Origin of the sequence: Pseudoxanthomonas mexicana (assembly GCF_010093385.1) — a bacterium.
GTDB lineage: Bacteria > Pseudomonadota > Gammaproteobacteria > Xanthomonadales > Xanthomonadaceae > Pseudoxanthomonas_A > Pseudoxanthomonas_A mexicana.
Window position 1 is genome coordinate 1 of the sequence record NZ_PDWV01000016.1, and the last position, 22,093, is coordinate 22,093.

Here is a 22,093-nt window from a genome sequence, read left to right on the forward strand (position 1 = left end):
AACCCGGCCCTCCCGACAAACAGGCAGAACGAAACGAACGTCGAGTCGTTAAGGTGTGATATGCTCTCTAAAACGACCAAATGGTCGTTTTATGCTTGGCCGGGCGCCGAACCTGAACGGCTCGATCCCCCAGTCATGGCCGTTGGCGGACTGGCATGCATGCGCGGACACCTTCTGGAGCAGCACATCCAGCACGAAAGCACCATCCTTTACAGCATAAAACATACGACCATTCGTTTTTTTGATCCAAATCAATGCCTGGGCTGTTCTGAGTTGCGAAGCTGATTTTTCTTGGACAACAAGGGTCTGGAAATGCCCCCACAAACTCAGGCCCCCAACCCGCTGGACATACAGGCACGCGCCGCTTTGGCGGACGCGGCCGCCTCGATGTCGCCCCAGTCGGCGTTGCTCGCCTGGGCCGATTGGGCCTCTCATCTGGCCATCTCGCCCGGCAAGCAATCCGAGTTGGCTGCGCTGGCCCTGGAACAGGCCGCGGCCCTGGCCGGATATCTGCGCGAATGCCTGATGACCGGGCCGGGCGAGGCCCGCGACTGCATCGCCCCCCCTGCCCAGGATCGCCGCTTCGCCGAACTGGAATGGCGCCGCTGGCCATTCAACCTCTGGCACCAAGGATTCCTGCTGAACCAGCGCTGGTGGGAGGCAGCCACCCACGGCGTGGCGGGGGTGGAACGCCACCATGAGAACGTCGTCGCCTTCGCCGCGCGCCAGTGGCTGGATCTGTTCTCCCCCGGGAACCAGTTAGCGACCAATCCCGTGGCGCTGAAACGCACGGCCGAGGAGGCGGGCGCGAACTTGGCGCGGGGCCAGGCCATCCTCGCGGAGAACCTGCAACGGGCGCTCGCCGGGATGCCGCCAGCAGGCACGGAGAACTTCGTGGTCGGCCGCGACGTGGCCGCCACGCCCGGCAAGGTGGTGCTGCGCAATCGCTTGATCGAGCTGATCCAGTACGCGCCGACGACGGCGCAGGTGCGTGCCGAACCGGTGCTGATCGTCCCGGCCTGGATCATGAAGTACTACATCCTGGACCTGTCACCGCACAACTCGCTGGTGAAGTACCTGGTCGACCAGGGCCACACGGTGTTCTGCATCTCGTGGAAGAACCCCGGCGCCGGGGATCGCGACCTCGGCATGGACGATTACCTGGACCTGGGCTTCCGTGCTGCGCTCGGCGCGGTCAACGCGATCGTGCCCAAACGCAAGGTGCACGCAACCGGCTATTGCCTGGGCGGCACGTTGTTGGCGGTGGCCGCGGCGGCCATGGCCCGCGATGGCGATGACCGCTTGGCCTCGATGACCTTGTTTTGCGCGCAAACCGATTTCAGCGAACCGGGTGAACTGGGCCTGTTCGTCGACGAGAGCCAGGTCGCGCTGCTGGAGGCGCAGATGCAGCAGAAGGGATACCTGAGCGCCGAACAGATGGCGGGCGCCTTCCAGATGCTGCGCTCCTACGACCTGCTGTGGTCGCGCATGGTCAGCGAGTACCTGCTCGGCGAACGCAGGCCCATGAACGACCTGATGGCCTGGAACGCCGATGCCACGCGCATGCCAGCGCGGATGCATTCGCAGTACCTGCATCGACTGTTTCTCAACGACGATCTGAGCGAAGGCCGCTATCCAGTAGACGGTCGACCAGTGTCGCTAGGCGACATCACCCTGCCCGTTTTCAGCGTCGGCACCCTCAGTGACCACGTCGCGCCCTGGCGCTCGGTCTACAAACTGCACTACCTCTCTCCGGCACGGATTACTTTCGTCCTCACGAGCGGCGGCCACAACGCCGGCATCGTCAGTGAGCCAGGGCACCCCAACCGCAGCTTCCGCATCGCCACGCGACCAGCGGGCGGCAACTACATCCCCCCCGACCAATGGCTCGAAACCACGCCTTCGAAGGACGGCTCGTGGTGGCCTGCCTGGGTCGCGTGGCTGCGCAAACATTCCGGAGCGTCCGTCCCGCCTCCGCCCATCGGCGCGCCGCGCAAGGGCTACCAACCCGCCGGCGATGCGCCGGGTTGCTATGTGCTGGAGAACTGACATGGGCATACTCAAAGACAAGAAGGGTCTAGTCATCGGCATCGCCAACCAACGCAGCATCGCCTGGGCCTGCGCCAGGGCGTTCTACAAAGCCGGCGCGACGCTCGGAGGCACTTGGCTCTCAGACAAGTCCCGCCCACATGTCGAACCACTGCTCGATGCTTTGGGTGCGGACATTCGCCGGCCGCTCGATGTATTGGACGATAGCCAGATGCAGGGGCTGTTCGAGGAAGTCCAACGCCGCTGGGGTCGCCTGGACTTCCTGCTCCATTCCATCGCTTTCGCACCCAAGGCTGATCTGCTCGGCCGTCTCGTCGACAGCTCACGTGATGGTTTCGGCGTGGCCATGGATGTCTCCTGCCATTCCTTCATCCGCCTGGCACGCCAAGCCGAGCCGCTCATGACCGAGGGCGGCAGCCTGATCACCATGAGCTATTTGGGAAGCAGCGAAGTCGTGCGGAACTACGGAATCATGGGACCGGTCAAGGCCGCACTGGAATCGGCTACGCGCTATCTCGCCGCCGAACTCGGCCCTGCCGGCATACGCGTCAACGCCATTTCGCCTGGACCGATCCCGACCCGCGCCGCTTCCGGACTGAGCGACTTCGACGCCTTGGTGGCGGACAGTGCGGCACGCGCGCCGATGCGCGGGCCGCTGACCATCGACGACGTCGGTCCGCTGTGCGCGTTCCTCGCCAGCGACGGCGCCCGCGCCATGACCGGCTCCACGCTGTTCGTGGACGGCGGCTATCACATCCTCAACTAGCAGACGGATCTTCAGCCAGTGGCCGCGCAAGCCCCAATCACGCCTTCTCCCGACACGCATGCGGAATCCCATCGTCTCGGCATCGCAGCAGGACTGCTGGCCGTTGCGCTGTCCGGTTGCGCGTCGATGGCCCCCCCTCATGCCACGCCACCGCCTCCCGTACCCGACCACTGGCTCGGCTATGTCGCCGCGGATGCATCGGGTGCCAATGCCGCGGAACTCTCATGGCAGGCGTACTTTCGCGACCCGGGGCTCCAGCGGCTGATCGAAACCGCGCTGGTCAACAACCGCGACCTGCGCGTCGCCGCACTGCGAGCCGAGGAAGCGCGGGCCGCCTTCCGCATCCAGCGGGCCGACCAGTTCCCGGGCTTCGGCATCGACGCGCAGAGCGCGCGGGCGCGGGTGCCGGGCGACCTCAGCGCCACCGGCCAGTCCGTCGTCGCAGGCGAATACCGCGCCGAAGTCGGCCTGAGCAGTTGGGAGCTCGACCTGTGGGGTCGCGTCCGCAACCTGAAGGAATCGGCCCTGCAAAGCTGGCTGGCCACCGACGCCGGGCGCCGCGCGGCCGAGCTCGCATTGATCGGACAGGTCGGCGACGGCTATCTCGGCCTGCGCGAGTTGGACGAGCGTGTCGCCCTGGCGCGTCGGACGGTGCAGACCCGCGAGGAGTCCTACCGCATCTTCAGCCGTCGCCACGAGGTCGGCGCGACCTCCAAGCTGGAACTGACCCAGGTCCAGACCCTGTTGACCCAGGCACAGGCGCTGCTTGCGCAGCTGGAACTCGCGCGAGCCCATCAGCTGCATGCCCTGGGGCAATTGCTGGGAACCCATCCAGGAGCGTTGCCAGAGGCGACACCCTTCGACGAAACCCTGATGCTCGCCGAACTGACGCCGGGACTGCCTTCGGCGGTACTGGCGTCACGGCCGGACGTCGCCGCCGCCGAGCATCTGCTTCGCGGCGCCAATGCGAACATCGGCGCGGCGCGTGCCGCGTTCTTTCCACGCATTGCACTCACCGGCAGCTGGGGCAGCGCGAGCGCGGAACTCGATGGCTTGTTCGAGTCTGGCAGCCGGACCTGGACTTTCATACCAACGTTGTCGCTGCCGATCTTCGATGGCGGCCGGTTGCGCGCCAGCCTGGCGCTAACCGAGGCGCGCCGCCACATCGCCGTCGCCGAGTACGAAAAGACCGTCCAGACGGCGTTCCGCGAGATCGCGGACGCTCTGGCCGCACGCCGCTGGCTGGCCGAACAGCTCCAGATCGCCCAGACCACGCTGGAGGCTCAGTCCGAGCGCACTCGCCTGGCGCAACTGCGCTACGACGCCGGCTCGGCCACCTATCTGGAAGTGCTGGACGCCCAGCGCGACCTGCTCGCAGCCGAGCAGCAGCTGGTGCAGGCACGGCGCGCGGTGCTCTCGAGCCAGGTCGCGCTGTACACGACGCTGGGCGGCGGTTCGGCCGCTCCCTCCTCCAACCAATGACGACTTCCGACGCCATGGCCCTCACCCCTCCCCTGAAAAAGAAACTGCTCACGGCGGCTGTCCTGGCCGGTGTCCTCCTGCTGGCCTGGTGGCTCTGGCGCACCCTGTCCGACGATGGCCCGGGCGAGGGCTTCGTCAGCGGCAACGGCCGCATCGAGGCGACCGAGATCGACGTGGCCACCAAGCTGCCTGGGCGGATCGAGGAAGTCCTGGTAAGCGAAGGCGAGTTCGTCAAAGCCGGCCAACCGCTTGCGCGGATGCAGATCGACACGCTGCAGGCACAGCGCGAGGAGGCAGAAGCCGGCCGCCAGCAGGCGCTGCATGCCGCCGCCGCTGCGGAGGCACAGGTCGCACTGCGGCGCAGCGACGTCGCTGCCGCACAGGCACTGATCGTCCAGCGCGATGCCGAGCTGGACGCCGCGCAACGACGGCTGGCGCGATCGGAAACACTGGCCAAGGAAGGTGCCGCCTCCGGTCAGGAGCTCGACGACGATCGCGCCCGGGTGCGCGGCGCCGAAGCCGCGCTGGCGGCCACCCGTGCCCAGGCGACCGCCGCCGAAGCCGCCGTGAAGGCCGCCGAGGCGCAGGTCGTCGGCGCGCGCTCCAGCGTGGAAGCCGCGGCCGCAACCGTGGCCCGGATCGAGGCCGACTTGGCCGATAGCGTGCTCAAGGCTCCGCGCCGCGGCCGGGTGCAGGTGCGCGTGGCCCAACCCGGCGAGGTGCTCGGTGCCGGCGGTCGCGTGCTCAATTTGCTCGACCTGTCCGACGTCTACATGACCTTCTTCGTGCCCGAGACCGCGGCCGGCCGGATCGCACTCGGCACCGAGGTACGGATCGTGCTCGACACCGCCCCAGACTACGCGATCCCGGCTCGGGTGTCGTTCGTCGCCAGCCAGGCCCAGTTCACGCCCAAAACCGTCGAGACGGCCAGCGAGCGCCAGAAGCTGATGTTCCGAGTACGTGCGCAGATTCCGCCCGAGCTGTTGCAGCAGTACATCGAGCAGGTCAAGACCGGCGTCCCCGGCGTGGCCTGGGTGAAGCTGGATCCGGACGCCGCATGGCCCGCCTCCCTGGCTACCGTCGTAGCGCAGGACTGAGACGCCGCCATGCCGCGTGAGCCCGCTTCCGCCGTCGCACGCTTGCAGGGCGTGCGCCTCCGCTACCACAAAGTCGAGGCACTTGCCGGTATCGATTTGGACGTGCCATCAGGACGTATGGTTGGCTTGATCGGCCCCGACGGTGTCGGCAAATCCAGCCTGTTGTCGCTCATCTCCGGCGCGCGCCGCATCCAGGAAGGCCGCGTCGAGGTGCTGGGTGGCGACATGGCCGAGCGGCGCCATCGCGCGGTCGTCTGCCCACGCATCGCCTACATGCCGCAGGGCCTGGGCAAGAACCTCTATCCCACGCTCTCAGTGGAGGAGAACCTGCAGTTCTTCGCGCGGCTGTTCGGCCACGATGCGGCCGAACGCCGCCGTCGCATCAACGAGCTCACCCGCGCCACCGGCCTGCACCCGTTTCTCGCCCGACCGGCCGGCAAGCTGTCCGGCGGCATGAAGCAGAAGCTCGGCCTGTGCTGCGCGCTGATCCACGATCCCGACCTGCTGATCCTCGACGAGCCCACCACCGGCGTGGACCCGCTGGCGCGTGCCCAGTTCTGGGACCTGATCTCGCATATCCGCAGGCAGCGCCCCGGCATGAGCGTGATCGTGGCCACGGCCTATATGGATGAAGCCCAGCGGTTCGACTGGCTGGTGGCGATGGACGCGGGCATGGTGCTCGCCACCGGCACGCCGCGGAACCTGCGGGAGCGCACCGGCGCCGAATCGCTGGAAGCGGCCTTCATCCGCCTGCTGCCGGAGGAGAAGACCCGCGGCCACGTCGCGGTGGCTATTCCTCCACTACGGACGGACGAGGACGACATAGCCATCGAGGCGCAGGACCTAACCATGCGCTTCGGCGACTTCGTCGCAGTCGATCACGTGTCCTTCCGCATTCGGCGCGGCGAGATCTTTGGCTTCCTCGGCTCCAACGGCTGCGGCAAGACCACGACCATGAAGATGCTGACCGGCCTGCTGCCGGCAAGCGAGGGCAAGGCCTGGCTGTTTGGCCGCGAAGTCGACCCGAAGGATATCGGTACGCGCCGCCGCGTTGGCTACATGTCGCAGGCGTTCTCGCTGTACGGCGAACTCACGGTGCGCCAGAACCTGGTTCTGCACGCGCAGCTGTTCAACGTTCCCAAGACGGACATACCGCAGCGGGTGGACCAGATGGTGGAGCGCTTCGGCCTGGCCGGCGTGCTCGACAGCCTGCCCGAGAGCCTGCCGCTGGGCGTGCGCCAGCGGCTCTCGCTGGCGGTGGCGATGGTGCACCGGCCCGAGCTGCTGATCCTGGACGAGCCGACTTCGGGCGTGGATCCGGTGGCGCGCGACGCGTTCTGGCGTCTGCTGGTGGAGCTGTCGCGGCGCGACAAGGTCACCATCTTCATCTCCACCCACTTCATGAACGAGGCCGAGCGCTGCGATCGCATGTCGATGATGCACGCCGGCAAGGTACTCGACAGCGACGCGCCGGCTAGGCTGGTGGAGAAACGCGGCGCCAGGACGCTGGAGGACGCCTTCATCGGCTACCTGATCGAAGCCGGTGGCGACGCGCCTGCCGGGGATGAAGAAGACGGGGACACGACCGTGCCCACACCGGCGGAAGCCAGCGGGCACGCCGCCGTCCACGACAAACGCCGCCCGTTCAGCCTGCAGCGCATGGTCGCCTACCTGTGGCGCGAGGCGCTGGAACTGCGACGCGACCCGGTCCGGGCGACCCTGGCCCTGGGCGGCTCGATCCTGCTGATGTTCGTGATCGGCTTCGGCATCAGCATGGACGTCGAGGACCTGCGCTTCGCGGTGCTCGCCCGCGACCAGACCACGCTCAGCCGCGACTACGCGCTGCAGCTGTCGGGCTCGCGCTACTTCATCGAACGCCCGGCGATCGTCGACTACGAGGACCTGGACCGGCGCATGCGCAGCGGCGAGCTGTCGCTGGCGATCGAGATCCCTCACGGCTTCATGCGCGACGCGCTGGCCGGGCGCCAGGTGGAGATCGGCGCCTGGGTCGATGGCGCCATGCCGATGCGCGCGGAGACCGCACAGGGCTACGTACAGGGCATGCACCAGCACTGGCTGGCCGCGCAGGCCGCCGATCGCGTCGGCACGCTGCCGGCCGGCGCCAACGTGCAGACCCGGTTCCGCTACAACCCCGACGTCAGGAGCCTGCCGGCGATGGTGCCCGCGGTCGTCCCGCTGCTGCTGTTGCTGCTGCCGGCGATGCTGACCGCGCTGGCCGTGGTGCGCGAGAAGGAAACCGGCTCGATCAACAACTTCTACGTCACCCCGGTCACCCGTACCGAGTTCCTGCTCGGCAAGCAGCTGCCGTACGTGGGCCTGGCGATGATCAACTTCCTGTTGATGAGCTTGCTGGGGGTCACGGTGTTCGGCGTGCCGGTCACCGGCAGCTTCCTCACGCTCGCGCTGGCGGCGCTGGTCTTCAGCTTCGCTTCCACCGGCATGGGCCTGCTGGCGTCCTCGGTGACCCGGAGCCAGATCGCGGCGATGTTCATCGCGATGGTCGGCACGATCCTGCCGGCCACCCAGTTCTCCGGCCTGATCGATCCGGTGTCCTCGCTCGAGGGCGCCGGCAGGCTGATCGGCCAGGTCTATCCGGCCCCCCACATGGTCACCATCAGCCGCGGCGTGTTCAGCAAGGCGCTGGGGTTCGCCGACCTGACCGGCGCGTTCTGGGCGATGCTGCTGTCGGTGCCGGTCATCCTGGGCATCTCCATCGCGCTGCTGCGCAAGCAGGAGCGCTGAGATGAAGGCCCGCCACCTCGCCAACATCTACCGGCTCGGCGTCAAGGAGCTGTGGAGCCTGTGGCGCGACCCGATGATGCTGGTACTGATCGTCTACGTGTTCACCGGCGCGGTCTACATGGCCGCCACGGCGATGCCCGAGACCCTGCACAAGACCCCGATCGCGATCGTCGACGAGGACGACTCGCCGCTGTCCCGGCACATCGTCAGCGCGTTCTACCCGCCGCAGTTCATCGTGCCGGAGATGATCCCGATGTCCGGGATGGATCCGGGCATGGACGAGGGCCGCCACACCTTCGCCCTGTACATCCCGCAGGGGTTCCAGCGCGACGTGCTGGCCGGACGGTCCCCCGAACTGCAGCTCAACGTCGACGCCACCCGCATGAGCCAGGCCTTCGCCGGCAGCGGCGCGGTGCAGCAGATCGTGCTCGGCGAGGTCAACGAATTCGTCCAGCGCCAGCGCGGCGGTTCGGCGCCGCCGGTGGACCTGGCGCTGCGGGCGCGCTTCAACCCGGCGCTGGACAAGAGCTGGTTCGGCGGCCTGATGCAGATCATCAACTACATCACCATGCTGTCGATCGTGCTCACCGGCGCGGCGCTGATCCGCGAGCGCGAGCACGGCACCATCGAGCACCTGCTGGTGATGCCGGTCACCCCCACCGAGATCATGCTGTCCAAGGTCTGGTCGATGGGACTGGTGGTGCTGGTGGCATCGGCACTGTCGGTGAACGTCGTGGTGCGCGGACTGATCGGAGTGCCGATCGAGGGCTCGCTACCGCTGTTCTTCGCCGGCGCGGCGCTATGCCTGTTCGCGACCACCTCGATGGGCATCTTCCTGGCGACCCTGGCGCGCAACATGCCGCAGTTCGGCATGCTGATGATGCTCACGCTGCTGCCGCTGCAGCTGCTCTCCGGCGGCAGCACGCCGCGCGAGAGCATGCCCGAACTGGTGCAGAACCTCATGCTGGTCGCACCCACCACCCATTTCGTCGAAGTCGGCCAGGCGATCCTGTATCGCGGCGCCGGCATCGACGTCGTCTGGAAACCGTTTCTGTGGCTGGCGATCATCGGCGCTGTGCTGTTCGCCCTGTCGCTAGCCCGCTTTCGCAAAACCATCAGCCGGATGGCGTGATGGACCACATGCATGGATGCGCCAAATTCCACATCGAGGTGATCGACATGAGCAAGATGAATCTGCCGTTGGATCTGTACAAGGCGAACCTAGAATTGCAAGCCAGACTCGGCAAGCTGTTCCAAGAGGGCGGCAAGCAATGGCTCGACTACGGCTACCGGTTGGTCAATGACGGCATTGCAGAAACCGATGCCGAGATCGAACAGGTTCTGCGGTCCGAGGACTGGCAGAAGCTGGCGACCCTGCCGGCCGAATCGTTCTGGCGCCAACTACAACAGCGCTTTGGCGACAGCCAAGCCGCCACTCAGATGGCCGTTACTGCGCAGACCGGCTTCGTCCGCGGCCTGCAGGAAGCCGTGCAAGCATGGCAGAAGCAGACTGCGGAAGCGTTGGGAACTGTTGCGTCGACCACCGTGTTCGGCGACCCCGCATGGAGCAATCTGATCAAACCGTGGGAGCAACTGCTGCCGACCGGTTCCACCGGCCAGACAGCATCAGGAAAGCCTGCCACGAAAGGCAGCAGGTGAACGATCATGGGACACCCGCGCACTGCTTTGGTTACTGGTGGGATGGGGGGACTGGGCGAGGCCATCGCCCGGACCCTGCATGACGCCGGCCACACCGTCCTTGTCACGCACTCGCGCAGCGATGAAGCCGCCTCGACCTGGCTGAAAAAGGAAGCCGATGCTGGCTACACCTTCGTGTCCTACGACGTGGACGTGTCCGATTGGATCTCGTGTCGGCGTATGGGTCAGCGCATCGTCGCCGACGGCCACGGCGTCGACATCCTGGTCAACAACGCCGGCATCACCCGCGATGCCACCTTCCGCAAGCTCAGCAAAGAGAACTGGGACGCGGTACTGCGGGTGAATCTGGACTCAATGTTCAACGTCACCAAGCTGGTCATCGACGGCATGCTCGAGCGCGGCTGGGGCCGGATCGTCAACATTTCCTCGATCAACGGCGACAAGGGCCAATTCGGCCAGACCAACTACTCCGCCGCCAAAGCCGGCATCCATGGCTTCACCAAGGCGTTGGCACAGGAGGTCGCCCGCAAAGGCGTGACCGTCAACACCGTCTCGCCGGGCTACCTCGCAACCCAGATGGTAATGGCTGTTCCCGAGGACGTCCGCAACCAGATCGTCGCCGGCATCCCGGTCGGCCGGCTCGGCCGGCCCGAGGAAATCGCCGCGCTGGTCGGCTTCATCGCCAGCGAGCCGGCCGGGTTCCTGACCGGCAGCAACCTCTCGATGAACGGCGGCCAGCATATGCGTTGACAGCCTGGGCGCCGCACCGAACCGGCGCGGCCCATCCTCTCCTCCCCCTCACATTCGAGTCTCCCATGCGCGACATTGCCATTCTCGCTGCCACCCGCACCGCTATAGGCGGCTTCCAGGGCGGCCTGTCCACCCTGCCCGCCCACACGCTGAGCGCTCATTTGATCCGCACGATCCTGGAAGACATCGGCGTGCAACCGTATCAGATCGACGAGGTGATTCTCGGCCAGATCCTCACCGCCGGCAGCGGCCAGAACCCAGCCAGGCAAGCCGCCGTGCAGGCGGGCCTGCCCTTTGAGGTCCCGGCGATGACGATCAACAAACTGTGCGGCTCCGGCCTCAAGGCCGTGCATCTGGCCGCGCAGGCGATCGCGCTGGGCGACGCCGACCTGGTACTGGCCGGGGGGCAGGAAAGTATGAGTCTGGCCCCCTACGTGCTGCCCAAGGCGCGCACCGGGCTGCGCCTGGGTCACGCGCAGTTGGAGGACAGCCTGATCCGCGACGGCTTGACCGATGCCTTCCACGACTACCACATGGGCATCACCGCCGAGAATCTCGCCGAGCGCTACGGCATCACACGCGAGGCGCAGGACGCGTTTGCGGCGGGCTCACAGCAGAAGGCGCTCGACGCCATCGCCGCGGGCCGCTTCAAGGCCGAGATCACCCCGATCGAGATTCCGCAACGCAAGGGAGATGCGGTGGTGGTCGATACCGACGAGCAGCCGCGCGCCGGGACGACTGTCGCGTCGCTGGCCAAGCTCAAGCCCGCGTTCAAGCCGGACGGCACGGTCACGGCCGGCAATGCCTCGACGATCAACGACGGTGCGGCCGTGCTGCTGCTGGCCAGCGCTGAGAAGGCCAAGGTTCTCGGCCTGCCGGTACTGGCGTGGATCAAGGCTTGGGCGAGCGCTGGCGTCGATCCGGCGGTCATGGGTATCGGCCCGGTGCCGGCCACCAGACGCACGCTTAAGGAAGCTGGCTGGATGCTGGGCGAGTTGGATCTGATTGAGGCCAACGAGGCGTTTGCTGCGCAGTCGCTCGCAGTGGCCAAGAACCTCGAATGGGACATGGACAAGGTCAACGTCAATGGCGGCGCCATCGCGTTGGGCCATCCGATCGGCGCATCCGGCGCACGTGTGTTGGTGACGCTGATCCACGAAATGATCCGGCGCGACCGACACAAGGGCCTGGCCACGCTGTGCATCGGTGGCGGGCAAGGCGTCGGCATCGCGATCGAACGCTGAAGGAGGTGGTCATGGACAAGACATCCGCCGCATCCGGCCAGGACTGGAGCCGCTGGCTGATGGATCCGGCCGGACTGGGCGCCGCCGCCGTCGAATACGCCGTCGATTCCTGGCAGCGTACGCTGCTCTATGCCGATGTGCGCCGCGAGCGCGGCAACCAGTACCGGGAGCACCTGCGTGAGCGCGCGCCCAATGTGCTGGGCTTCGAGGCCGAACCGGTGCTGTCCGGGCTGGACCTGCCGCGACCAGTGAACTACGGGCGCGCGCGCATCCTGCCGCCTGAAGGCATGCCGACCGATCCGACCAAACGGCCGTTCGTCGTCGTCGATCCCCGTGCCGGCCACGGTCCGGGCATCGGCGGCTTCAAACCCGACAGCGAGATCGGAGCTGCGCTGCAGGCGGGCCATCCGTGCTACTTCGTCGGCTTCCTGCCCAACCCGGTGCCGGGGCAGACGGTCGAGGACGTGATGCGTGCCGAGGCCGCGTTCGTGCGCGAGGTCGGCAAACTGCACCCAGACAGTACCGGCAAGCCTGCGGTGATCGGCAACTGCCAGGCCGGGTGGCAGATCCTGATGACCGCCGCTGTGTGGCCCGAACTATTCGGCCCGATCATCGTCGCCGGCGCGCCACTGTCGTACTGGGCCGGCGACAACCCGATGCGTTACGGCGGCGGATTGACCGGCGGCAGCTGGCTGACCGCGCTGGCCAACGATCTCGGCGCCGGCCGCTTCGACGGCGCATGGCTGGTGCAGAACTTCGAGAACCTGGATCCGGCCAACACCCTCTGGTCCAAGCAGTACAACGTTTACGCCCACGTCGATACCGAGGCAGCGCGCTATCTCGGATTCGAGAAATACTGGGGCGGCCATGTACTCCTCGACGGCGGCGAGATGCAGTACATCGTCGACAACCTGTTCATCGGAAACAAACTCGCGACAGCCGAACTGGTGACGTCCGACGGCGTACGCATCGATCTTCGCAACATCCGATCGCCGATCGTGGTGTTCTGCTCCTACGGCGACAACATCACCCCACCCGGACAGGCGTTGGGCTGGATCACCGACCTGTACCGCGACGATCGCGACCTGATCTCACACGACCAGACCATCGTATATGCCACCCACGACAGCATTGGCCACCTGGGCATCTTCGTTTCCAGCAACGTCGGACGAAAGGAACACCGCAAGCTTGCCAGCAACATCGATCTGATCGATATGCTGCCCGCCGGCGTCTTTCAGGCTGTGGTCGGGGATGCACCACCCGGCATGGAAGGTGAATTGGCTGACGATCCGTTCCTGCTGTCGATTCGTGGGCGCAGCGTCGAGGACGTGCGTGCGATCGTGCAACCGGACACCGCCTCCGAGCGACGCTTTGCCGCGGCCGCACGGGTGTCCGAGATCAATCTGGCGCTGTACCGGAACTTCCTGCAGCCCTGGGTTCGTTCGCTGTCGACGCCATGGTCGGCACGCTGGTTGCAATCGCTGCACCCGATGCGTACCGGCTATGAAGCCTGGTCGGACGAACATCCGCTGGCGCCAATGGTCGCCGGACTGGCCAAGCGCCTGCGCCAGGAACGCAGCCAGGTCTCGCCGGACAATCCATTCCTGCAGACGGAAGCAGCGATGTCACAGGCAGTCGAGCAATTTCTCGATCGCTACCGCGACCATCGCGATCAGATCTACAGAACCGCATTCGAAACGATCTACGGATCGCCCTGGATGCAGGCTTTGGCAGGCCAGAGCGTGGACGAGACGACCCCGCCACGACCGCATCCCGGCGATTCGCCCGAGCATCGCGCCTTTATCGAGCGCACCATCGTGCAACTGCACGCCTTGTTCGACCAAGGCGGGCTGAACGAGGCAGGCTTGCGTGCGCTCACCTTCGTGCTGCTGGCGCGTGGCGAGGCCGACGAGCGCCTATTCCGCTACGCCGCGAACCTGGTGCAGGCGCATGGCGGGACAAACCTCGCGCACGATGACGTGCGCGAGCGCGTCCGCACCCAGGCTTTGCTGATGCGCATGGATGTGGAGGCAACCATCTCCGCCCTACCGGCGCTGCTTGCGGACGCGACAGCCGAACAGATCAGGGCGACCGCCATGGCGGTCCGCGACATCGTCGAAAGCGGCGGCGCACTGCCTGCCAACGAGCGCCAGCGCCTGGACCGAATGCTCGCAATCTTCGAGACCGCGTGCAGCGCCGCGACAGTGCGTGCGCAAGGCCTCGCCAAGCGCAAGAAGGCTCCGGCGCCACCCCAGACAAAGACCGCGCGACGCCGCGCGAAGCAAGGCGTTCCTACGCGTCGGCCACGGCGTTGACCCGCCACATATCACCCGTCGACTGGACCCGCACCATGACACGACCCGACAACGGCCTACAGACGCTCAGCAACCGTACGTTCGACGAAATCCAGCTTGGCGAAAGCGCCAGCATCGAGCGCATTCTGACCTCCGAAGACATCCAGCTGTTCGCACTGCTCTCGGGCGGCGTTGATCCCGATCGCATCGACCAACGGGATGCGGCATCAGACCACTCACAAACAGTCATCGCCCACGGGATGTGGGCCGGCGCGCTCATAGCGTCCGTCATCAGCTCACGACTTCCGGGACCGGGCACGGTCTATCGCGCCCAGACGCTGCGCTTCCTGACATCGGCCCAGGTCGGCGACCAGCTGACGATACTTGTCACGGTATCCGCCAAGGATTCGGCGAGGCGGGGCCTGACGCTGGCCTGCACTTGCAGCAACCAGGACGGGCAACCTGTCGTCGAGGGTGAGGCGGACGTCATCGCACCGAGCGAGCGTATCATCCGCAAGCGCATCACTCTGCCGGAGGTCAGGATCAGCGTCGCCGGTGATGACGGGCTCGAGCGCCTGCTCGCGCACGTGCGACCGCTGGCGGCCGTCCGCGTGGCCATCGTGCATTCCTGCGACGCGGCCAGCCTGTCGGCCGCTCTCGATGCGCGCGCTGCCGGCTTGATCGATCCGGTACTGGTCGCCCCGCGCGCGAAGCTCAAGGCGATCGCCGCGCAGGAAGGCCTCGATCTGTCGGATATCGCCATAGAGGATGTCCCGCACAGCCACGCCGCCGCCGCACGTGCCGTAGAGCTGGCGCGCGATGGCGCGGTCGAGGCCTTGATGAAGGGTAGCCTGCACACCGACGAACTGATGGCCGCGGTCGTGGCCTCGACATCGGGGCTACGCACCAAGCGCCGCGTCAGTCACTGCTTCGTGCTGCAGACGCCGCGATACCCGCGGCCGTTCATCGTCACCGATGCCGCTATCAACCTTGCGCCGACGCTGGAACAGAAGGCGGATATTGTCCGCAACGCAATCGACCTCGCCCATGTCATCGGCGTGGCTAAGCCAAAGGTGGCGATCCTCGCCGCGGTGGAAACCGTCAGCCCATCGATGCCCGCCACACTCGACGCTGCCGCGCTGTGCAAGATGGCGGACCGCGGTCAGATCGAAGGCGGCGTACTTGACGGTCCACTCGCGTTCGACAACGCGGTGTCCATTGCTGCCGCGCGGATCAAGGGCATCGAATCTCAGGTCGCGGGCCAGGCGGACATCCTCGTCGTGCCGGATCTAGAGAGCGGCAATATGCTCGCCAAGCAGTTGATGTACATGGGCGATGCCGCCAGCGCCGGCATCGTGCTCGGCGCAAAGGTGCCCGTCATCCTGACCAGCCGCGCCGACTCGCGCGAATCGCGCATCGCCTCCTGTGCCATCGCACTGATGTTGGCGCATCGCTACCGGTCCGTACCGCCATGAGTTTGGATCCCCGTCCCGCTTCATGTGCGGCGCCGGATCGCTTTTAACCCTCACACCTTCCCTCAGGAATAGCGCCATGAACAATGCCCAGCCCACAGCGTCCCCTGGCCGAGTCGAGCCCTTCGTTCCAGGCCGCTTTCAATGGCTGCGTGTGGTCGTCACCGGCGCCGGTTCCGGTATCGGCCTGGCCACCACGGTGCGCATCGCCCAAGAGGGCGGCAGCGTTCTCGCCACCGACGTAGATCCCGCAAGACTCAAAGCGCTGGTCCGGGCCCACCCGGAACTGGATATCACGCCCATCATCGGCGACGTGCGGGACGACCTGCACATCGCCGCGATCGCGGCCGCCTGCGGCGATGTACTCGATGGCTTGGTGAACAACGCCGGCATCAACGACGGGTTCACGCCGCTAGACGAAGTGACCGACGCGCTGTGGGATCAGATCCTTGCGATCAACTTGACGGCGCCGTTCAAGCTCACCCGTGCACTGCTGCCCGCATTGCAGCGCTCGCCCCAGGGAGCGATCGTCAACGTCTCCTCCGAGGCTGGACTGCGCGGCTCGTGCAGCGGCACGGCCTATACCGTCTCCAAGCACGCCCTGCTGGGGCTGACGCGCAGCATCGCCGTCCTCTACGACACGCCACGCTGCAACGCCATCGCACCCGGCGGTGTGGCCACCAATATAGACGGCAAAGTGCGCTCCGAGCGTGGCGCGCAACGGCTGATGCGCGTCAACGAGGCCATTGCCCCGCCGCTGGCGCAACCCGAGCAGTTAGCAGCGGCCATCGCCTTCCTGCTAAGCCGCGACAGCAGCAACATCAATGGCGTGACGCTGCCCTGCGATGGGGGCTGGAACGCGCTATGAGCCGGGGTCTCGTCCTGGCACTGGATCGCGGCTCGTCGAGCATGTTGTTGGTGCATCGCTATCTACCCGCAGCGCCATGAGACGGCACGGTTACATTACTTCCCGTCAAGGAGACTCCCCATGAAGTATTCGTTCGCCGGCCATTCTGTCCTTGTGACGGGCGCAGCATCCGGCATCGGCGAGGCTACCGCCCGCCTGTTGGCCGCCAATGGCCTGTCGGTGGTCGTTTCGGATCTGGACGCCGATGCGGTGCAGCGCGTCGTGGACACGATTGTCTCCGACGGCGGGCGGGCGGTGGCCAACGTCGCCGACGTCGCCAGCGCCGATCAGGTTGCAGCGGCGGTCGACCGCGCGGTGAGCCAGTTTGGTGCGCTGCACTTCGCGGTCAACAACGCGGGCATCGGCGGCAACTCCGGGCCGGCCGGCGAACTGTCACTGGACGCATGGCAGCACGTCATCGACGTCAATCTCAGCGGTGTGGCCTACGGTTTGCGCTATCAGATCCCCGCCATACTGGATGCCGGCGGCGGCGCCATCGTCAACATGTCGTCCATCCACGGCTTGGTCGGCGACGCCACCAGCGCGGCGTACGTGGCCTCCAAGCATGGGGTCACCGGGCTAACGCGTTCAGCGGCGCTGTCCTGTTCGGACAAGGGTATCCGCATCAACTCGATCCATCCGGGGTACGTAGAAACGCCGATCCTCGGCAGCCTCGACGCCCAGGCGCGTGAAGCCTCCATCGGCCTGCATCCAATCGGCCGGCTGGGCCGTCCCGGGGAAATCGCTCACGCCATCGCCTTCCTGCTCTCGGAGGGCGCGAGCTTCATCACCGGCGCGACCCTGGTCGCCGACGGCGGCTACACCGCACGCTGAGCCCTACCCTTCCGAGCCTTCCCCATGTCCAGCTCTTCTTCCGACGACCTCATCCTGGTCCTGAACTGCGGCTCGTCGAGTATCAAGTTCGCGGTGTTCGACGCCAATGTCGATCCGTTGCCGCGCACGCCGCTCTGGAACGGAAAAGTGCAGGGCATCGGCGGCGGACAACCGGATTTCGGCGAAACCGGCGTCACGCCATTCCCCATCGAACTCGATGCCGAAGATCCTTACCGTACCGCCCTGCAAGTGATTCGCAAACAGGTGGCAGCGCGCATGGGGCGACACCGCATCGTCGCCGTCGCCCATCGCGTGGTGCATGGCGGCAGCAAGTACTTCGCCTCGGCGGTGATCGACGACGACGTGCTGCGCGATCTCAGGAGCTATGTCCCGCTGGCGCCTCTGCACCAGCCATTCGCCCTCGAAGCCATCGGAATTCTGCTTCGCGAACGCCCGGACATCCTCCAGGTCGCCTGCTTCGACACGGCCTTCCACCACACCCTTCCCAAGGTCGAGCAAATCCTGCCGCTGCCTTATGCCGCCTGGCAGCACGGCCTGCGTCGCTACGGCTTCCATGGCCTGTCCTATGCCTACATGGCCACGGCATTGGCCGAGCGCCATGGCGACCTCGCGCGCGGCCGCGCCGTCGTGGCCCACCTCGGCAGCGGCGCCAGCCTCTGCGCCATGCGCGGTCTCCAGAGCGTTGCGACGACCATGGGATTCTCCGCGCTCGACGGGCTGATGATGGGCACCCGTACCGGCGCCCTCGACCCCGGCGCGGTGCTCTACCTGATGGAGGTCGAGAAACTCTCGCTAGATCAGGTCGCACAGCTGCTCTATCGCCAATCAGGCTTGCTGGGAGTGTCCGGTGTGTCTTCCGAGCCGCGCGTGCTGGTCCAGCACGAGCAGGATGAAGGCGAAGCGGGCGAGCGTGCCCGCATCGCGCTCGCACTCTATGTTCGCCGTATCGTCCGCGAGATCGGCGCATTGGTCGCGGTGCTCGGCGGCCTGGACCTGCTGGTCTTCACCGCCGGTGTGGGCGAGCACAGCGCGCCCATTCGGGCACGGATCTGCGCCGACCTTGCCTACCTCGGCTTACGTTTGGATACCAATGCCAACGCCGCCGACGCCGCTGTCATTTCGGGCGAAGACAGCGATGTAATGGTCGGGGTCGAACCTACCAATGAGGAATGGGTTGCCGCAGTCGAAGCGCGCGCAGCTATCTCCCATAGGGCTAGCCCATAACCATGCCTTTTTCTGGTAAGAGAGGACGACTATGCTGACGGGACTGGATGCATCGATTTGGATGATGCTGCTGGTGACTCTGCTGCTCCCGATCACTGCGATAGTGCTACTCAAAGTTGTTTTTCGAAAGCGTGGCGGGATCGGCACAGGCTGGGGTGGAATTCTGGTCGTTATGTTTGCCGGATTGATGGCAGTGGTGGTGATACTCGACAAGGTCGGCCCATGAAAGCGCCGCGCCGGAGCCCGGCATGTCAGTTGTGGTGATGGTGGATAAGAGCGAGGCGCCGTCCTCCTCGGCGGCGATACGACGATGAGTACCTACCGCACGACTCACTGGCATTCGTTCGGGCCACGCTTCAAGCGACTCCTGGCCATGGCAGCCGGCGCGGCGCTGTGGCTGCTCATTGCCGGGTTCACGCTGTGGGGCCTGCTGGCGATACGGTTCCAGACCGAGGGCATCGTCCGATGGGCGGTGCTTGCGGCGTGGTGTTCGGCCAGCATCGCGATGCTGGCATGGCTGGCTAAGCCGAAATGGCGCGATCGCGCGCGCTGGCCCGCCATCGTGTTCGCGATCAGCGGCCTGGCGTTGCTCGGCGGCTGGTTGGCTTTGCGACCTAGCCACGACCGCATCTGGGCCGACGATGTCGCACGCCTGCTGCGTGCCGAGGTGGAAGGCAGCCGGGTGACGCTGCACAACGTCCGCAACTTCGAGTGGCGATCCGAGGACGATTACACGGCTCGCTGGGAAACCCGCGAGTACGATCTCGACCGGGTGGCATCCGCGGACCTGTTCCTGTCGTACTGGATGGGACCGCAGATCGCCCATACGCTGATCTCCTTCGGCTTCGACGACGGTCGCCAGGTCGTTTTTTCGCTGGAGATCCGCAAGGAGCGCGACGAAAGCTTCTCGGCCATCGGTGGCTTCTTCCGCAAATTCGAGCAGATACTGGTCGCCGCTGACGAGCGCGACATCATCCGCACCCGCAGCAATGTACGAGGCGAAGATGTGCATCTGTACCGGCTGAAGATGAGCCGCGACGATCTGCGCCGCTTGTTCCTGGGCTATCTGGCGGACGCGGAAGCACTGCGCCGGGAACCCCGGTTCTACAACACCCTCACCAGCAACTGCACGACGATCGTCTACGACCTCGCACGCAAGATTGCGCCCCGACTGCCGCTCGACTACCGCCTGGTGTTATCGGGATATTTCGCCGAGTACGTGTACGATTTAGGCGGCCTCGCCGATGGTCACGAATCCGCCGAGCTGCAGTTCTCTGGCCACATCAACGACCGCGCCCTCGCTTCGGACTTGTGCGGGGAGGATTATTCAGTGGCGATCCGGCGCGGGGTGCCCGGGATACCCAAACCGAACGAGGAGTGAGATCGCTTCGCCAACCAGACTGCGTGCACTTGAACTGGATCATGCATCCCGACAGGCAGGTCGTCTGTCGTCTGGCGCAGCCGGAGCACGTTCCGGTCCTAACTAGTCCCGGCATCCAGCCCTCTCCTCCGCTGCGGACGATGCAAAGGAGCGCCCGGCGCGCTCCGCGATGTCCTCATGCAGGATGCGGCGCATCTCGAGGATCGCCGGGGCGGTCTCCTGCACACTATGCGCGGAGCGGACGACCTTCTCAGACACCGCGCCTTCCAGGTGTGCGCTCCAGTAGGGCACCAGACCATCGTCGGACTGGGCCAGCGGCACCTTGGGATCGGGTTGGCCGATGATGGAGTGGTAGCTCACGCAGGGCGAGATCGGCAGGTTGGCGGCAGCCTGCACGAACGGGTCGGACCGGTCGAGGTTGTCGATGCTGTTGGGCAACTTCGGCCGCGCGTCGCGCCCCTGCTCCCGGCCGCCATGCGCCAGATCGTCCAACACGTCACCGAAGTTCTCAAACAGTGTCAGTGGGAGGCGTACCATCCGTCCGATCCACCGCGCCATGCGGCCACCGGCCACCTCGGTGCCCCGGTGCGGGGCTGCGATGAAGATCACTCGCTCCACCCCGGGAACGGGCTCGAACCTCAGCATCGGACCGATTCGCTTGCGCACCCTTTGCTCGCGGCTTTCGTCCATATGGCGGTCGGCCACCAACTGATCCCACAGATCTTCGCCGGAGGACGACACCATCAACCGAGAGATCACTCCACCCATGCTGTGGCCGATCAGCACCAGATCGTGCGAAGCCGCTTTGACGCCGTCGGGATCGAAGTGTCGCAGCGCGCCTTCCAGCGTCCTGCGCATGGCGTCCTGGTTGTATGCGATCGGGAGGTTCGTCGGGTAGTAGAACTGCCAGACCTGGAAGTGTTGGCGGATCTCCTCGTCGCCCATCAGTTCGTTGGCCACATTAACCCAAGCTTCCGGGCTGCTCGCCAAGCCGTGGACCATCACAATGACTCGACGGTCCGGATCGTAGGGCTGCATCAGATACAGATGTGGGCGGTCGATGCCGCGTTCACGGCCCAACAAGCTGCGCAGCGACTGCCGATTGAAGCCGGAGCGCGCCAGCCATAACCCATAGCCCGCAGTGAAATTGGCCGACAGCGGGACCTCCTGGCCGTGCAGTTCCACCCGCGACTCCCGATAGGGATCGTGGGTGGTGAGCCGGGCCTCGCGCGCGGACAGCACTTGGGCCAGATCGTCACCCGGAAATTGAAGGAGCGCGGTGACCGCGGCCGCCGGCATCTCGCTCCAGGCAGGTGATCGTTCCAGCGAATGCTCGTCTTCTGCTGCGGCGGTACTTGTGACCGGCATTGTAGTGACTGGGTCGCTCGCCATCACCGCCACCAGTTCGCCACCGAAGCCGTCGCGACGGAAGGTGCTGCGCAGGCCGGCGAACGACAGTGACGACGCCGGCAGCAGTTCCTGCGGCATCGCCAGATATCCCGACCTGCTTTCACCGTCTGGCAAGGCAATCCGCACGCGCCACTTGCTGTCGGCTAGTACGCCATCGCCAGAAAACGCCTGTCCATCACGGTATCGGACGAACAACAGCGATGCCGCTTCCTGCACTGCAACGTTGTAGTAGTCGCGTACCTGGGTCTGGCGATCCTCGAACGCGCGCGTGTCCGCAGCGCGTTCGCTGAAGAACAGGTACGCGTAGGCATGCCGCGCGACTTCCAGCCATGCGTCCAAGCGCGGGTCGCCGTCGCCCGACGCTTCGGGTCGGGCGGCGACCGACAATGCCTGCGCACGATGTAACCACAACTCCGACAGCGCGGACAGCCGCCGCTCGTTGGAAAGACCGGCGACGTCCGCCAAGGCGTCGATGCACTGCTGGCCCCCTAGGTCGGCGCAAGTACCTTCGCTATCCAGGCCGGTGCTGCGTATCGTTTCTGTCGTCGCCGCGCTGAACTGGCCGCTAGTCAGGATGTCGCCACGCTTTAGGGCGATGTACTCGCCGGGCGTCATCGCCTCGACCGTAACCGCCGGTCGGAACTCGCGCAGGATCGCGCAACCGTTAAGCAGCAGCAAGGCTGCCAACACCAACATCAGCCGCACGTACCGACGTCTCATTGGCCTACCCTCACGAACGG

General features: G+C 65.9%; 18 protein-coding genes. 17 read left to right on the plus strand and 1 reads right to left on the minus strand.

Annotated elements, in window-relative coordinates; translation table 11 throughout:
* The 17 genes from CSC76_RS19020 to CSC76_RS07745 form a co-directional block, all read left to right on the plus strand.
* The coding region (locus CSC76_RS19020) for a hypothetical protein (RefSeq protein ID WP_238394907.1) at positions 1 to 285 on the plus strand (285 nt) is incomplete at its 5' end.
* A 27-nt stretch (positions 286 to 312) separates the two neighbouring features.
* Positions 313 to 2,049: a PHA/PHB synthase family protein gene (locus tag CSC76_RS07670; RefSeq protein WP_162109442.1), complete on the plus strand. Its 1,737-nt coding sequence runs from the start codon at positions 313 to 315 to the stop codon at positions 2,047 to 2,049.
* A gap of 1 nt (position 2,050) precedes the next feature.
* Positions 2,051 to 2,815, plus strand: a complete 765-nt coding sequence (gene fabI / locus CSC76_RS07675) for an enoyl-ACP reductase FabI (protein ID WP_162109443.1) — start codon at positions 2,051 to 2,053, stop codon at positions 2,813 to 2,815.
* A gap of 96 nt (positions 2,816 to 2,911) precedes the next feature.
* The gene (locus CSC76_RS07680) at positions 2,912 to 4,297 is read left to right on the plus strand and encodes an efflux transporter outer membrane subunit (RefSeq protein ID WP_274382090.1); all 1,386 of its coding nucleotides are present in this window, start codon (positions 2,912 to 2,914) and stop codon (positions 4,295 to 4,297) included.
* A 14-nt stretch (positions 4,298 to 4,311) separates the two neighbouring features.
* The gene (locus CSC76_RS07685; RefSeq protein ID WP_162109445.1) at positions 4,312 to 5,394 is read left to right on the plus strand and encodes an HlyD family secretion protein; all 1,083 of its coding nucleotides are present in this window, start codon (positions 4,312 to 4,314) and stop codon (positions 5,392 to 5,394) included.
* Positions 5,395 to 5,403: 9 nt separating this feature from the next.
* On the plus strand, positions 5,404 to 8,157 hold the full coding sequence (rbbA, locus tag CSC76_RS07690; protein WP_162109446.1) for a ribosome-associated ATPase/putative transporter RbbA: 2,754 nt from the start codon (positions 5,404 to 5,406) through the stop codon (positions 8,155 to 8,157).
* A 1-nt stretch (position 8,158) separates the two neighbouring features.
* Positions 8,159 to 9,289, plus strand: coding sequence for an ABC transporter permease (locus CSC76_RS07695; protein WP_162109447.1), 1,131 nt, complete (start codon positions 8,159 to 8,161; stop codon positions 9,287 to 9,289).
* Entirely contained in the window at positions 9,289 to 9,816 is a 528-nt protein-coding gene (locus tag CSC76_RS07700) for a phasin family protein (protein WP_238394908.1), read from the plus strand. Before CSC76_RS07695 ends, CSC76_RS07700 begins: the two co-directional genes overlap by 1 nt.
* A 6-nt stretch (positions 9,817 to 9,822) precedes the next feature.
* Positions 9,823 to 10,566 carry an acetoacetyl-CoA reductase gene (gene phbB / locus CSC76_RS07705; RefSeq protein ID WP_162109448.1) on the plus strand — a complete coding sequence of 248 codons (744 nt, stop codon included), beginning with the start codon at positions 9,823 to 9,825 and terminating at the stop codon, positions 10,564 to 10,566.
* Positions 10,567 to 10,631: 65 nt separating this feature from the next.
* Entirely contained in the window at positions 10,632 to 11,810 is a 1,179-nt protein-coding gene (locus tag CSC76_RS07710) for an acetyl-CoA C-acetyltransferase (RefSeq protein WP_162109449.1), read from the plus strand.
* 11 nt (positions 11,811 to 11,821) lie between these two features.
* Positions 11,822 to 14,125: a DUF3141 domain-containing protein gene (locus CSC76_RS07715; protein ID WP_162109450.1), complete on the plus strand. Its 2,304-nt coding sequence runs from the start codon at positions 11,822 to 11,824 to the stop codon at positions 14,123 to 14,125.
* A 35-nt stretch (positions 14,126 to 14,160) separates the two neighbouring features.
* A complete protein-coding gene (locus CSC76_RS07720; protein ID WP_162109451.1) occupies positions 14,161 to 15,579 on the plus strand; it encodes a bifunctional enoyl-CoA hydratase/phosphate acetyltransferase in 1,419 nt (472 codons plus the stop codon).
* Positions 15,580 to 15,655: 76 nt separating this feature from the next.
* Positions 15,656 to 16,444, plus strand: a complete 789-nt coding sequence (locus CSC76_RS07725; RefSeq protein WP_162109452.1) for an SDR family NAD(P)-dependent oxidoreductase — start codon at positions 15,656 to 15,658, stop codon at positions 16,442 to 16,444.
* Positions 16,445 to 16,564: 120 nt separating this feature from the next.
* Complete coding sequence (locus CSC76_RS07730) at positions 16,565 to 17,317, plus strand: SDR family NAD(P)-dependent oxidoreductase (protein WP_162109453.1); 753 nt, start codon at positions 16,565 to 16,567, stop codon at positions 17,315 to 17,317.
* 24 nt (positions 17,318 to 17,341) lie between these two features.
* Positions 17,342 to 18,562: an acetate/propionate family kinase gene (locus CSC76_RS07735; RefSeq protein ID WP_162109454.1), complete on the plus strand. Its 1,221-nt coding sequence runs from the start codon at positions 17,342 to 17,344 to the stop codon at positions 18,560 to 18,562.
* Between the two features lie 31 nt (positions 18,563 to 18,593).
* Complete coding sequence (locus CSC76_RS07740) at positions 18,594 to 18,788, plus strand: hypothetical protein (RefSeq protein WP_162109455.1); 195 nt, start codon at positions 18,594 to 18,596, stop codon at positions 18,786 to 18,788.
* Between the two features lie 147 nt (positions 18,789 to 18,935).
* Positions 18,936 to 19,943 carry an Lnb N-terminal periplasmic domain-containing protein gene (locus tag CSC76_RS07745; protein ID WP_162109497.1) on the plus strand — a complete coding sequence of 336 codons (1,008 nt, stop codon included), beginning with the start codon at positions 18,936 to 18,938 and terminating at the stop codon, positions 19,941 to 19,943.
* A gap of 102 nt (positions 19,944 to 20,045) precedes the next feature.
* Here the strand turns inward: CSC76_RS07745 and CSC76_RS07750 are convergent, their stop codons facing one another.
* Entirely contained in the window at positions 20,046 to 22,049 is a 2,004-nt protein-coding gene (locus CSC76_RS07750; RefSeq protein ID WP_238394911.1) for an esterase/lipase family protein, read from the minus strand.
* Between the last annotated feature and the right edge of the window lie 44 nt (positions 22,050 to 22,093).

Excerpts from the sequence above, each read along its gene's own strand:
- CSC76_RS07670 (WP_162109442.1), top strand. The coding sequence starts at position 313 with ATGCCCCCACAAACTCAGGCCCCCAACCCGCTGGACATACAGGCACGC.
- fabI (WP_162109443.1), top strand. The coding sequence starts at position 2,051 with ATGGGCATACTCAAAGACAAGAAGGGTCTAGTCATCGGCATCGCCAAC.
- CSC76_RS07685 (WP_162109445.1), top strand. The coding sequence starts at position 4,312 with ATGGCCCTCACCCCTCCCCTGAAAAAGAAACTGCTCACGGCGGCTGTC.
- rbbA (WP_162109446.1), top strand. The coding sequence starts at position 5,404 with ATGCCGCGTGAGCCCGCTTCCGCCGTCGCACGCTTGCAGGGCGTGCGC.
- CSC76_RS07695 (WP_162109447.1), top strand. The coding sequence starts at position 8,159 with ATGAAGGCCCGCCACCTCGCCAACATCTACCGGCTCGGCGTCAAGGAG.
- CSC76_RS07700 (WP_238394908.1), top strand. The coding sequence starts at position 9,289 with ATGGACCACATGCATGGATGCGCCAAATTCCACATCGAGGTGATCGAC.
- phbB (WP_162109448.1), top strand. The coding sequence starts at position 9,823 with ATGGGACACCCGCGCACTGCTTTGGTTACTGGTGGGATGGGGGGACTG.
- CSC76_RS07710 (WP_162109449.1), top strand. The coding sequence starts at position 10,632 with ATGCGCGACATTGCCATTCTCGCTGCCACCCGCACCGCTATAGGCGGC.
- CSC76_RS07715 (WP_162109450.1), top strand. The coding sequence starts at position 11,822 with ATGGACAAGACATCCGCCGCATCCGGCCAGGACTGGAGCCGCTGGCTG.
- CSC76_RS07720 (WP_162109451.1), top strand. The coding sequence starts at position 14,161 with ATGACACGACCCGACAACGGCCTACAGACGCTCAGCAACCGTACGTTC.
- CSC76_RS07725 (WP_162109452.1), top strand. The coding sequence starts at position 15,656 with ATGAACAATGCCCAGCCCACAGCGTCCCCTGGCCGAGTCGAGCCCTTC.
- CSC76_RS07730 (WP_162109453.1), top strand. The coding sequence starts at position 16,565 with ATGAAGTATTCGTTCGCCGGCCATTCTGTCCTTGTGACGGGCGCAGCA.
- CSC76_RS07735 (WP_162109454.1), top strand. The coding sequence starts at position 17,342 with ATGTCCAGCTCTTCTTCCGACGACCTCATCCTGGTCCTGAACTGCGGC.
- CSC76_RS07740 (WP_162109455.1), top strand. The coding sequence starts at position 18,594 with ATGCTGACGGGACTGGATGCATCGATTTGGATGATGCTGCTGGTGACT.
- CSC76_RS07745 (WP_162109497.1), top strand. The coding sequence starts at position 18,936 with ATGGCAGCCGGCGCGGCGCTGTGGCTGCTCATTGCCGGGTTCACGCTG.
- CSC76_RS07750 (WP_238394911.1), bottom strand. The coding sequence starts at position 22,049 with ATGTTGGTGTTGGCAGCCTTGCTGCTGCTTAACGGTTGCGCGATCCTG.